The organism is Streptomyces sp. YIM 130001 (genome assembly GCF_003574445.1).
In the GTDB taxonomy this organism is placed as follows: Bacteria; Actinomycetota; Actinomycetes; order Streptomycetales; family Streptomycetaceae; genus Streptomyces.
Genome location: NZ_KZ984557.1, coordinates 23,686 through 35,571 on the forward strand (window position 1 = coordinate 23,686; position 11,886 = coordinate 35,571).

Genomic DNA, 11,886 nt, shown 5'->3' on the forward strand with positions numbered 1-11,886 from the left:
AGGATGTGCGCCCGCGAGGCCAGTTGTGTTCTCCGCGCGACCCGACAGCGCCGTCCGCGCTCCCCTTTGCGACCGGAGGATGCACGGATGTGACCGGAGGATGCGCCGACTGCGTGGTGCACATGCGAACGCGCGGGGTGGCGGGTCCGCGCGTCGTCCCGGACGACGGACCCGCCACCCCGCGCGTTCAGCGGCTCCCGAACCGGATCGTGGGATGCGGTGGGGGTGAAGCTGCGGTGCGGTGGTGCTGTGTGGAGCGGTGGTTCAGTGGACCGCGGCCCGTACTGATCCTCGGTGCGGCTGCATCGGAACCCTCCCGGGCTCCGCCGCACCGGCCGCCTGTGCCGGCTGCCGTCCGCCACCTGGGGCGGGGGCGCGCCGCGGCTGGGCCGCGACACCGTTCTGGACGTCCATCACGGCGTGTGCCACGAGTCCGCCCATGGGGTCGTGCCTGATCAGATCCCGGAGCCTGGAGCGCGATGACCGCCCCTCGTTCCCGGGATAGAGGTGCTTGCCGAGTCCGACCGCATGGGCCAGCGCGGCGAGCGCCGCGGTCCGTGGGTCCGGCGGAACGCCGGTACGGATCGCACTGTCCAGCCGGGCCTTGATCTCCCGGCTGATCGCCGTCTCCGTCGCCTGGTAGCGCGTAGTCGGCAGTACCCCGCACATCTGGCCGTCCACGGCATGAACCATGCCGCATCGCTCCAGATGCGAGAGATACGTCTGGCGCAACCCCAGTCGGGGCCCGCCGATCCAGTGGACTGCACGCACCGGTGCGCCGCGCCTGCGCAGCAACTCCAGTGCACAGTCCAGGGTCGGATCTCCTGTCGGCCGTGGTGCCACCACGGCGATACGATCCCCGTCTGGGGCTATCCGTCCGGCCAGTGCCAGCTCTACTAGCTGTGCACCGGCCAGACCGAGGTCGAGCGACTGCGGCTGCGCTGTGGTACCCGTGGTCGGGTCCAGAGCGAGCAACAGAAGCTCCTCCGGAAGTGTTCTGCGGCTCCTGCCCATCCATGCCTCCCCGCGTGGATGTCTGACAGGGTGACCCCTCTCACAATGGTCTGTCGAGAGTGCGTGACCGGTTCGTTGTGGAACCGGTAGGTATGTCGTTCTCGTCTACCACCGGGGTCAACCCCCCACACAGGACACTGGTACATGCTTCGGACATCGGCTGAGGCCCTCGGGGTTCCCCGAGGGCGCAGGATGTAGCGAACGAGCAGCTTGCGAGCGGGCGCAGTACGGAATCGAGGAGGCATCGGTGGCGGGCGAGACCCCCGACAGGTCGGAGCAGCAGCAGTCTTCGGGGAGCTCTTCGGAGGTCTCTGCCGGGAGCGCTGCCGGGCGTTCGACCGGAACGCCGTCGGCGCCCGCGAACCCGCCCGAACCCGAGTCCGCCGCGCGCCTCGACCCGCGTCTCGTGGTGGCGCGCGGTGGCGGGCTTGGGGGCGGCGCCTCGGGCTCCGCCGGGGGTGCGGGGGCCGCTGATTCCTCCGATACGTCTGAGCCGTCCGACTCTTCCGACTCTTCCGACTCTTCCGGCTCCTCCGGCTCTTCCGGTGCTCCTGGCGTTTCGGAGGCCGCTGCTGCCGGTGGCCCGGACGAGTCGCGCGCTTCGGAGGCTGGAGATTCCGCGGAAGCCGGGAACGCTCCGGACGCGGGAGCAGGGCCGGCGGACTCCTCGGCGACGCCCTCGACGGGTGATGCGAGTGATGCGGGTGAGGCCGGCTCCGGTGCCGAGGAGGGCTCGGAGGACGCGCGTCTGCGGGCGGCCGTCGCGGCCTGGGTCGCCACGTCGGGCTCTGAGGGGGCCGAGGACTCGGCAGAGGGGGCTCTGGCGGACGACGGGGGCTCGGGCGACGCGGAGCAGGCCGGCGCGGCTGAAGCGACCTCTGACGACAGCTCCGCGGACCCGGCGGACGGCGACGAGACCCCCGCGGCGGCGGACGAGGCCCCGGTGGAGGGTGCCGAGGGCGCCGACGGTGGTGGTACGGGCGACTCCTCGGCCACGGCCGAGCGGGACGGTGGCACCGGCGAGAGCGCGGCGCGCGAGACCGGTGAGCGGAAGCCGGCCGACGAGGACTCCCCGGCGGGCGAGGCCCCGGAGCCCGGCGAGGCCCCGGCGGCCGCAGCCGGTGACGCCGAGGCGGGCTCGCAAGTGGATGCGGGTGCCGACCCGACGCCGGACGACGAGGCTTCGGCCGACGACGCCCGGGCGAGCGGGGGCGCGGACGCCTCCGCAGCCGCGGCTGCCGCTTCCGCCGGCGACAAGCCGGTCCCGGAAGCCGACCCGGGTGCCGGCGCGGACGAGGCCGTGGCTTCCGACGAGGCGGTGGCTTCCGGCGCACCCGCAGCCACCGACGAGGCCGCGGCGGACGAGCCTGCGGCCGAGACCGGCGACGAGACGGACGAGGGCGACGCCGCCCAGGCATCCGCGTCCGCCGGCTCCGGCACCCCCGCGAAGGAGTCCGACACCGACGCCCCGGCCGACGCACCCTCCGCAGTCACCCCCGACGAAACGGGTGAGCCGGACAAGGGTGCTGCCGAGCCCGACAGCCCCTCCGAGGACGCTGCAGAAGCAAATTCCGGCGAGGCGGCCCCCGTTGACCAGGCCACCGCGGTCTTCAAGACCGTACGGCCGCCCGTCGACCAGCCGACCGCGGTCTTCAAGACGTTCCAGCCCGACTCGGACCCCAAGGCCAAGCAGGCCGACGAGACCGAAGAAGCCGCGGGCGACGAGCGCGGCAAGGGCGAGTCCCCCTCCGAGCGCACCAGCAAGTTCGTAGCGCTCAAGCCCCTCGACGGGCGGGCCGAGGCCGCCCCCGGTTCCCAGCAGTCCACCGGAACTCCCACCGAACCGCCTGCCGCGAAGCCGCTGCCCCCCGAGAAGCCCGAGCCCGCCGCGCCCCAACAGCCCGCGGAGGCCCCGGCCTCGGTGGGCAACATGGGCCCGGAGCGCACCTCGCAGCAGCCGGTGCCGCCGCTCCCGCCGCTGGACCTGCTGGCCGAGCTGACCAACAAGCCGGCTCCGCCCGAGACCCCGATGCGCACGATCGTGCGCCGGTTCAAGATCTGGACGCCCATCGTCGCGCTGCTGGTGATCGTCTTCGGTGTGGTGCAGACGCTGCGCCCGCTGCCCGAGCCGACGTTGAGTCTGACCGCGAACGACACCGTCTCGTTCGAGGGCGACAAGCCGTCGATGCCGTGGCCCGAGAACGGTCAGGGCGCGATGGACGTCGACGGGCTCGGGACGTTCGGCAGTTCGGGCGACCAGAAGCCCGTGCCGATCGCGAGCGTGGCCAAGGTGATGACCGCGTACATCATCCTGCGCGACCACCCGGGAGGCGCCACGATCCCGATGGACCAGCAGGCCGAGGACGACGCGAAGAAGTCCGAGGAGGGCGAGTCCACGGTCGACGTGACCAAGGGGCAGCGGCTCACCAAGGACGAGGCCATCAAGGCCATCATGATCGCTTCTGCGAACAACATCGCGCGGCAGCTTGCCCGTTGGGACGCCGGTTCCGAGGACGCCTTCGTCAAGAAGATGAACGAGACGGCCGACGAGCTCGGGATGAAGAACACGACGTACACCGACCCGTCGGGCCTGAACAAGTCCACCGTCTCGACCGCCGTCGACCAGGTGAAGCTGGGCAAGAAGGCGATGCAGGACAAGCTCTTCCGGGAGATCGTCAGGCTGCCGGAGTACAAGGACATCAACGACAAGCGCCAGCCCAACTGGAACCAGCTCGTACCCATGAACGGCGTCGTCGGCATCAAGACGGGCACCACCACCGCCGCACTCGGCAACCTGCTCTTCGCCGCCGAGCGGAAGATCGACGGCACCACGCAGACCGTCGTCGGCGCGGTGCTCAGGCAGCCCGCGGCCGGTGAGCCGCCGTCCATCCTCAAGGGCGCGCTCGACGCGGGCGACGTACTGATGAAGGCCGCCCAGGACGCGCTCGAGTCCAAGTCCGTGGTGAAGAAGGGCGATGTCGTCGGCGAGGTGGACGACGGTCTGGGCGGGACGACTCCGGTCGTCGCCACCGAGGACGTCTCCGCGGTCGGCTGGCCGGGCCTCACCGTGAAGCTCGAACTGGCCGACGACGGAAAGGCGATCCCGCACACCGCGAAGGCCGGCACCGAGGTCGGCGTCCTGAACGTCGGCGACGGTACGGGCGACGCCGTGGAGGTCCCGGTCGCGCTCCAGGGCGACCTGACGGAGCCCGGATTCGGCAGCAAGATCACCCGGATCATCTGACACCCGGCACCACCCGGCGGACGACGCCCGGCCGTCCGCCGGTACCGGTCGTTCCGCCCGCACGCGGTACGCGGTGTACGCCCCGGCCCGTACGCCGGGTACGCCCGCCCTGTGCGGAACCCCTGGTGAAGAACCGGCGGGCCACCCGGGTGCGCCGCGTGCTAGCGTCGCCGGAATCGGACGGTACGAGGCGTTGCGTGCCGTCGGAGACGAAGTCGGGGGCGCACGGTCGCGGTTCCGGCGGACGACGTTCCGGCCGGCTGCCGGGACGTACGGACGGCGAGGGACGGCGCACCGGAGACGACCGGGCGCCCGCCCGGAACACACCGGCACAGAACCGGCGGCTGGGACCGGCCGGGGACGACACGGGGAGCAATCAGTGGCGACTGCGGGGCCGACGCGCGCGGATGACGACGCCGACCCGGGCGCGAACACGAGCCGGCCGGAGACCTCGGGCCGGCCGGAGACGGCCACCGGGACCACAGCCGCGGCAGCCGACGAGCCCACGAGCACCGAGGCCACGACCACCGAGCCCACGAGCACCGAGGCCGCGGCACCCCGAGTCCCGGGCCAGCGCAACGCCGAACCGGCCCCCGCGGCCGACTCCGTGCCCGGCCGGCCGGGCCGGCTCGGCCGCGCCCTGCGCCACCCCGTCCTGATCGCCTCGGTCACCGCAGCCGTGCTGCACCTCGTCTGGTTCTTCACCTTCGCGAACAGCGGCGGCGACCTCGCCGCGCAGGACGCCTGGGCGGAGTTCGTCGGACGGCACCCGGACTCCGCGTACAACCTCGCCTGGTACGGCGGTATGCACCCCGTCTCGTACAGCGTCGTGTCCCCGTACCTGATGCATGTGCTCGGGGTGCGGACCACGATGATGCTCGCGGGGACGGCGTCGGCCGGGCTGATCGCGCTGCTGCTGATGCGCAGCCGGGTCGTGCGGAATCCGCTGCCGGCGTCGCTGGCCGGGGTCTTCGCGCTGTTCTGCAACGCGGTGTCGGGGCGGGTCACCTTCGGCCTCGGCACCGCGTTCGGGCTCGCGGCGGTGGCCGCGGTGTTCTGCTGGCCGCACCGCTGGCGCACCCGCCGGTGGGCGAAGGCCGCGGTCGCCGCACCGCTCGCCGGGCTCGCCACCGCGGCCAGCCCCGTCGCGGGCCTGTTCACCGGACTCGTCGCAGCCGCACTCTTCTTCCAGGGCAGGCGGCCGGGTGCGTACGCGCTCGGGCTCGCACCGGTCGCCGTGGTCGGTCTGTCGGCCTGGCTCTTCCCGTTCTCCGGTACGCAGCCGATGAGTATCGGGTCGGCCAGCCTGCCCGTGATCTCCGGTGTTCTGGTCTACGTCCTGGTGCCGCACGACTGGCGCACCGTGCGACTGACCTCCGGCATCTACGTCGTCGGCACCGTCCTCGCGACGGCGGTCGACTCGCAGATCGGGTCCAACATCACGCGCCTGCCCATGCTGGTGGCCGGTGTGGTGCTGCTCGCCGCACTGCCGTTCACCGTGCCGCGCAGCCGCAAGTGGTACGCCGTCGTGCTGTCGGTCGTCGGCATCAACCTGTGGATCGGCATCAAGTCCGCCAACGACGTCGTCCACACCACGCCCGCCGCGTCCTGGACCCGCGAGCTGGCGCCGCTCGTGAACGAGCTGCAGAAGACCGGCGCCGACAAGGGCCGTGTCGAGGTCGTGCCGGCCCGCAGCCACCGCGAGGCCTCCGCGCTCGCCCCGTACGTGAACCTGGCCCGCGGCTGGAACCGGCAGGCCGACATGGAACGCAACCCGCTCTTCTACGACGACACCCTGAATTCGGCCAACTACCGTGAGTGGCTGATGCGCTGGGCCGTGCACTACATCGTCCTGCCCCGCGAGGCGCCCGACGGCGACGGCGGCGAGCGCGAGCGCGAACTCGTGTCGAACGGCCAGCCCTATCTGAAGCAGATCTGGGGCGACAGCAACTGGAAGCTCTTCGAGGTCAGCGAGCCGCAGCCGCTCGCGGACCCGCCGGCCACGGTGCAGCGCGCCGACCAGGGGGAGTGGACCATCGAGGTCAAGTCGCCCGGGCGGGTGCTCGTCCGCGTCCCGTACTCGCCGTGGCTCGGCCTGGTCGACGCCGAGGGCAAGGGCGTGAAACCGCCGCAGGAGACCGAGGCCTCCAAGCAGCGCGACGACGACCGGGCACCCAAGGAGTTCGACAACATCAACGGCTGCCTCACCGAGACCGAGGAGGACGAGGTCGGCGACACCTGGACGGAACTCATCGCCCCGCACTCCGGCACCTACCGCCTCGCCGCGCCCTATCAACTGCCCCGCGGCACCCCCTGCCCGGAGGAACTGCGCCGACCGGCGCCGTAGCCGTCAGCCCTGAACGGTGCGCTCCCTGACCGGGAAGGCGATGTCGCAGGCCGGCTCGTCCGGAGCCGTGGCCGGCCAGTTGGTGAAGTAGATCTCGCGGCACGGGCCGGCGACCTCGAGCCCTTCGCGCGCGATCCACTCCTCCACCGCCTCGAAGGCGGGGCCGATCTGCGGGTACGCCACCTGCGCCTTGGTGATCCTGGTGAACGCGAGGCGCGTCGCCGGCTCCGCCCTGGCCCGTACGCCGCGCCCGTACCCCTCGGCCCAGGCGCGGGCGGCGACCGGGCCGGCGACCGGCACACAGCTCTCCGCCGGACCGTCGCTCTCCTGGCTGACCTCGGCGTGGTACGCCATGAACGGCACCCCCGCGATCCCTCCGCAGTGCTCCTCGGCGGCCCGCTCCAGGCGGCCGAGTGACTCCGGGATGAACGTCGGCAGGTGGTCCGCCAGGATGTGCCGCGATTCCGTGATCACGAACTGCTCCGGCGACTCCGTCGTCTCGACCGTGAACTTCCCGTACATGTCCGAGCTCCTTCCACTCAGTCGTCCACGGAGGTAGTCGGCGAGCGCGCGCTGCCCGGCGAGACGTTCCTCGACCCCCGCCCAGTACGCCGACAGGGCCCCCGCAGCCTCCGGACCCGGCAGCGCGACGACCTCGGCGATCAGCGCGAGCGGCATGTCGAGCTGCCTCAACTGGGCTACGAGACGGGCCCGTTCGGCCTGGCTCGCGCGGTAGTGGCGGTAACCGCTGGGGCCGTCGACGTGCGCCGGCGGCAGCAGGCCGCGCCGGTCGTAGAGCCGCAGGGCCTTGGGTGACAGTCGGGCGCGGGCTGCGAACGCCCCGATGGCCAGCAGCTCAGCGTCGTTCACCGGTTCATCCTCCGTCACCGGGCGGCGGATCCGCCCGGCGGCCAGGACCGTGCGCCTTGACCCTGGGGCAAGGTCAAGGCCGGACGGTGCGGGCCCGCTCGCGCGGGTGTTTCGCCGACAGCAGAGGGCTTCGGGCTGCAGCGGCGGGGCGGGCACTCCTACGCTGAGGAGGTGACCACCCAAGCGCGGAACCACGCCCGAGTCATCCCACTGCGCCCGGCCGAGTCCGGTAGGGCTGCTCCGGCCGCCGAGCCGGCGCCGCCCGTCGCGCCTGCCGCCCGGGAGCCGTTGTGGCGGGACGTCGTGGGGGAGGTGCTGCGGCGCGAGCGACTCGCCCAGGGCCGAACCCTGAAGGACGTGTCCGAGGCGGCCCGCATCTCCATGCCCTACCTCTCCGAACTGGAACGCGGCCGCAAGGAAGCCTCCTCGGAGGTACTGGCCGCGGCGGCCCAGGCGCTGGGCTTCGGCCTGGCGGAACTCCTGACCCGGGTGCGGGACGACTTGGTCACCACGACGGAGGCGACCCGCCCCACCTCCACGGTCTCCCACCTGGCCCCCGCCACCTCCACCACGAGTCGGGGCGCGACTTCGGGACGGGGCGAGGTACGGCTGGCCGCTTGAGGGGTGACGGAACGGTCGAGCCTCTGGAGATCCTACGAGGCGCGACCGTTCAGTCGAACTTCCCTACGCCGCAAGCGCTCTGACGCCGCGTCGGGTGAGGACCTCGTCGGCCAGGCCGTAGGCGACCGCTTCGTGGGCGGTGAAGATTTTGTCGCGGTCCATGTCGGTGCGGAGGGAAGTCACGTCGTGACCGGTGTGGTGGGAGAGGACCTCCTCGATCTGGGAGCGGATGCGGCCCATTTCCTTGGCCTGCACGGTGAGGTCCGAGACCGTGCCCTGTTGGCCGTTGCTCGCCGGCTGGCCGAGGAGTACGCGGGCGTGGTCCAGGATGTAGCGACGGCCCGGGTCGCCGCCCGCGAGCAGTACCGCCGCCGTCGATGCGGCCTGGCCGACGCAGAACGTCGAGATCGGTGCTCGTACGAAGGTCATCGTGTCGTAGATGGCCATCAGTGAAGTGACCGATCCACCAGGGGAGTTGAGGTAGATCGCGATCTCCGTGTCGGGGCTCGCGGACTCGAGGTGGAGGAGCTGGGCGATGACGACGTTCGCCACGCCGTCGTCGATCTCGGTGCCGAGGAAGATGATGCGCTCCGACAGGAGCCGGCTGAACACGTCGTAGGACCGCTCACCCTGCGGAGTGCGCTCGACGACGTTCGGAATCGTGTACTGGCCCATGGCTCAGACCCCCAGTCCGATGCGCTGGCGGGAGGTGGCCGGGCGGATGTCGTCGAGCGACTCCACGACCCGGTCGACCATCCCGTACTCCTTGGCCTGTTCCGCCGTGAACCACCGGTCGCGGTCGCCGTCGCGGGAGATGGTCTCCTCGCTCTGGCCGGTGTGCTCGGCGGTGATGCGCTCGATGGTCTGCTTGGTGAACTCCAGGTTCTCCGCCTGGATCGCGATGTCGGCCGCCGCTCCGCCGATCCCGGAGGACGGCTGGTGCATCATGATGCGCGCGTTCGGCAGCGCGAAGCGCTTGCCCGGTGTGCCGACGGTGACCAGGAACTGGCCCATGCTCGCGGCGAATCCCATGGCGAGTGTGGAGACGTCGTTGGGGATCAGACGCATCGTGTCGTAGATGGCGAGGCCCGCGCTGACGGAGCCGCCGGGGCTGTTGATGTAGAGGGAGATGTCCGTGCGCGGGTCCTCGGCGGAGAGGACGAGCAGCTGCCCGCACACCCGGTTCGCGGAGCTCTCGTTGACCTCGGTGCCGAGCAGCACGATGCGCTGCGCGAGCAGTTGCCCGGCCAGCTGATCGTCGAAGCGGGTGGCAGCTGATTCGCCTGCGGCGCGCGGAGCGGTGTCCGCCGGCCGGTGGGGCCCCGCCGCGGGGGCCGTGTCGTACGTTCCCACTGGTCCTCCCAGTCCTGGTGCGGCGCCGGTCGCCGCCTTCCCTCCCACTGTCGGCCCGCACGGGCCGGACGGTGAGGGTTCTTGGCCGTGGGCAGATTCGCCGTGGGCAGAGGCGGACGGAGAAGGGGCCCCGGGCAGGGCGAACGGTGATCGGACGGCAGGGCCGACGCGTCGTCACACAACCCTGGAACAGGGGCTGTTGGGCATACGGCGAGGGCCGAAGGAGTGAATTCCGTCGGCCGTGCGCCATCAGTACCCCGAGTGTCTGGTGGCGCCGTGCGGAGGTCCGGGACAGTGAAGCGGCCCCCGTCGGTACGGACCGGCGGGCCGACTCCGAGGAGACGCCATGCGCCGCCGCCTTGCTGCCCCGCTCGCCGTGACCGCCGCCGCCCTGTCCGCCGTCGTGGGCCTGTCCGGTACCGCGTCGGCCGCCCCCGCCGACAAGCCGCAGGTGCTCAGTCAGTGGACCCAGACCAGTGCGAGCTCGTACAGCGCCTGGGCCGATGCGAGTGGAAACCAGGGGAGTTGGGCCGCCTACGAGTTCAACTGGACGACGGACTACTGCACTTCGTCGCCCGACAACCCCCTCGGCTTCCCGTTCAGTACCGCCTGCGCGCGGCACGACTTCGGCTACCGCAACTACAAGGCGGCGGGCTCCTTCGACGCGAACAAGCCCCGCCTCGACAACGCCTTCCACGCCGACCTCAAGCGGGTCTGCAACGCCTACTCCGGTGCCAAGTACAGCACTTGCAACGCGACCGCCTGGACGTACTACCAGGCTGTCTCCAACCTCGGCTGAGTGCAGGGGCGTCGGCCCCGCTCGGAGCCGGGCGGGGCGGCTTCGCAGGCTTCGCTCTTCGTTCGTGCTCTTCGTTCGACCTCTTCGTTCACGGGCGGGCGTCGTGCTCATGCCGCTGCGGGTTCCGCGGGTCGGCCGAGGGCGGGGCGCGGTCCTGGCGCCGGGGACAGCTCGGGGTGGCCGTACGGGCCGTGTGCCCCGAGGTGTCCCGTGCGCGCGGTGGCGATCCGGTTGTTCGTCGCGGAGCATGGAAGGACGGGGGAGGCCCGGAACGTACGGGGACGGGCGGGACAGACGCCGCCCGGCGGCCGGAATCAGGGGCCGGACGGGCCGGACACCGTCAGGAGTGCCGCATGAGCGAGAACGCCACGTGGGGCGACGAGGTCTACCAGCCCGACGGCAGCGAGGTGCAGGACGACGCCGGTCTCCTGGACGGCTCCGACACCCTCGACGGACCGTTGGACGGCAGCCCGCTCGACCAGGGATACGTGCCGCCCGACCGCCCGCTGGCCGTCGAGCACACCGGAGTCACCGCGGCCGAACGGTCCCGGGGCGAGACGCTCGACCAGCGTCTCGCCGAGGAGATCCCGGACGTGGCGCCGCTGGACGGCGACGGCATCGGCGACGCCGTGGACACGGACGGTGAACCGCTCGACGACGAGGTGGGCGACCGCCGGGCAGGACGCCTGGTCGCCGATGCGGCCGGTCTGGACGATGAGGACTACCCCGACTTCGCGTCCCGTGACCTGGACGCGCGCGACGTCGGGATCGACGCGGGCGCGGCCAGCGCGGAGGAGGCGGCGGTGCATGTGATCGGGGATGCGTGACGCCGGCGGTGATCCGGAGGCGAGGCCGGCCGTGTGCCGTGTGCCGTGTGCCGTGTGCCGTGTGCCGTGTGCCGGGAGCCGGGAGCCGGGAGCCGGGAGCCGTCAGCCGCCCGAGCGGGCGAGGCGGAAGCCCACGTCGTCGACGCGGAACGTGGGGTGGCTCCGGCGCCGCACGGAGGCGCGGCAACTCCAGTGCTCGTCGAACCAGCCGCCACCGCGCAGCACCCGGTAGTCGCCGTAGACCTCGGGGTCGTAGCGGTCCCAGCACCACTCCCAGACGTTGCCGAGCATGTCGTGCAGGCCCCACGCGTTGGGTGATCTGCTGCCCGCCTCGCGGAGGCGCTCGCCCGAGTTGCCGCGGTGCCAGGCGATGTCGTCGAGCGTCCCGTACCGCGGCCCTTCCGTGCCGGCGCGGCAGGCGTACTCCCACTCGGCCTCGGTCGGCAGCCGGTACCCGTCGGCGGCGGGGTCCTGAGTGACGGTGGCGTCGGAGTCGGCGGCCGCCGCCGTGATCCGGTACGCGGGCCTCAACTCCTCTTGTTCGGAAAGGGAGTTGCAGAACCGGGCCGCGTCCCACCAGGAGACGCTCTCGACGGGGAGCCGGTCACCGTCGGACGTGCTCGGGTGCAGGCCGGTGAGCGCGGCGTAGAGGTCCTGCGTCACCGGGAGCGCGCCGAGCCGGAAGGGTGCGAGGTCGACCGCCCAACTGCGTTGTGTGCGGCGGTCGGACAGGGTCACCCGCCCCGCCGGGACGGCGACGAGGCCGTGGGTGGGGCGGGTGGCGTGCCGGTCGCTCGATTCCATGTCCGGA

10 protein-coding genes are annotated in these 11,886 nt (G+C 72.0%); 5 read left to right on the plus strand and 5 right to left on the minus strand.

Annotated features, from left to right (window positions below):
* Nucleotides 1–264: 264 nt before the first annotated feature.
* Entirely contained in the window at nt 265–1,014 is a 750-nt protein-coding gene (locus DSC45_RS18710; protein ID WP_119292427.1) for a GOLPH3/VPS74 family protein, read from the minus strand.
* A gap of 943 nt (nt 1,015–1,957) precedes the next feature.
* On the opposite strand from DSC45_RS18710, the gene DSC45_RS18715 reads away from it, so the two are divergent.
* Nucleotides 1,958–4,258, plus strand: a complete 2,301-nt coding sequence (locus DSC45_RS18715) for a D-alanyl-D-alanine carboxypeptidase family protein (RefSeq protein ID WP_240434722.1) — start codon at nt 1,958–1,960, stop codon at nt 4,256–4,258.
* 379 nt (nt 4,259–4,637) lie between these two features.
* Nucleotides 4,638–6,605, plus strand: a complete 1,968-nt coding sequence (locus DSC45_RS18720) for a glycosyltransferase family 87 protein (RefSeq protein ID WP_119292431.1) — start codon at nt 4,638–4,640, stop codon at nt 6,603–6,605.
* Nucleotides 6,606–6,608: 3 nt separating this feature from the next.
* On the opposite strand, the gene DSC45_RS18725 is transcribed toward DSC45_RS18720, so the two are convergent.
* Complete coding sequence (locus DSC45_RS18725; protein WP_119292433.1) at nt 6,609–7,493, minus strand: MerR family transcriptional regulator; 885 nt, start codon at nt 7,491–7,493, stop codon at nt 6,609–6,611.
* 153 nt (nt 7,494–7,646) lie between these two features.
* Between DSC45_RS18725 and DSC45_RS18730 the strand changes: the two genes are divergently transcribed.
* A complete protein-coding gene (locus DSC45_RS18730) occupies nt 7,647–8,096 on the plus strand; it encodes a helix-turn-helix domain-containing protein (protein ID WP_119292435.1) in 450 nt (149 codons plus the stop codon).
* Between the two features lie 63 nt (nt 8,097–8,159).
* Here DSC45_RS18730 and DSC45_RS18735 read toward each other — a convergent pair whose 3' ends face one another.
* Entirely contained in the window at nt 8,160–8,771 is a 612-nt protein-coding gene (locus tag DSC45_RS18735) for a ClpP family protease (protein WP_119292437.1), read from the minus strand.
* Between the two features lie 3 nt (nt 8,772–8,774).
* Nucleotides 8,775–9,449, minus strand: a complete 675-nt coding sequence (locus DSC45_RS18740) for an ATP-dependent Clp protease proteolytic subunit (protein WP_119292439.1) — start codon at nt 9,447–9,449, stop codon at nt 8,775–8,777.
* 346 nt (nt 9,450–9,795) lie between these two features.
* On the opposite strand from DSC45_RS18740, the gene DSC45_RS18745 reads away from it, so the two are divergent.
* Nucleotides 9,796–10,248, plus strand: a complete 453-nt coding sequence (locus tag DSC45_RS18745) for a phospholipase (RefSeq protein WP_119292441.1) — start codon at nt 9,796–9,798, stop codon at nt 10,246–10,248.
* 353 nt (nt 10,249–10,601) lie between these two features.
* Complete coding sequence (locus DSC45_RS18750; protein ID WP_119292443.1) at nt 10,602–11,075, plus strand: DUF5709 domain-containing protein; 474 nt, start codon at nt 10,602–10,604, stop codon at nt 11,073–11,075.
* Between the two features lie 102 nt (nt 11,076–11,177).
* Here DSC45_RS18750 and DSC45_RS18755 read toward each other — a convergent pair whose 3' ends face one another.
* Nucleotides 11,178–11,879, minus strand: a complete 702-nt coding sequence (locus tag DSC45_RS18755) for a formylglycine-generating enzyme family protein (RefSeq protein ID WP_119292444.1) — start codon at nt 11,877–11,879, stop codon at nt 11,178–11,180.
* Nucleotides 11,880–11,886: the final 7 nt, after the last annotated feature.

Excerpts from the sequence above, each read along its gene's own strand:
- DSC45_RS18710 (WP_119292427.1), bottom strand. The coding sequence starts at position 1,014 with ATGGGCAGGAGCCGCAGAACACTTCCGGAGGAGCTTCTGTTGCTCGCT.
- DSC45_RS18735 (WP_119292437.1), bottom strand. The coding sequence starts at position 8,771 with ATGGGCCAGTACACGATTCCGAACGTCGTCGAGCGCACTCCGCAGGGT.
- DSC45_RS18745 (WP_119292441.1), top strand. The coding sequence starts at position 9,796 with ATGCGCCGCCGCCTTGCTGCCCCGCTCGCCGTGACCGCCGCCGCCCTG.
- DSC45_RS18750 (WP_119292443.1), top strand. The coding sequence starts at position 10,602 with ATGAGCGAGAACGCCACGTGGGGCGACGAGGTCTACCAGCCCGACGGC.
- DSC45_RS18755 (WP_119292444.1), bottom strand. The coding sequence starts at position 11,879 with ATGGAATCGAGCGACCGGCACGCCACCCGCCCCACCCACGGCCTCGTC.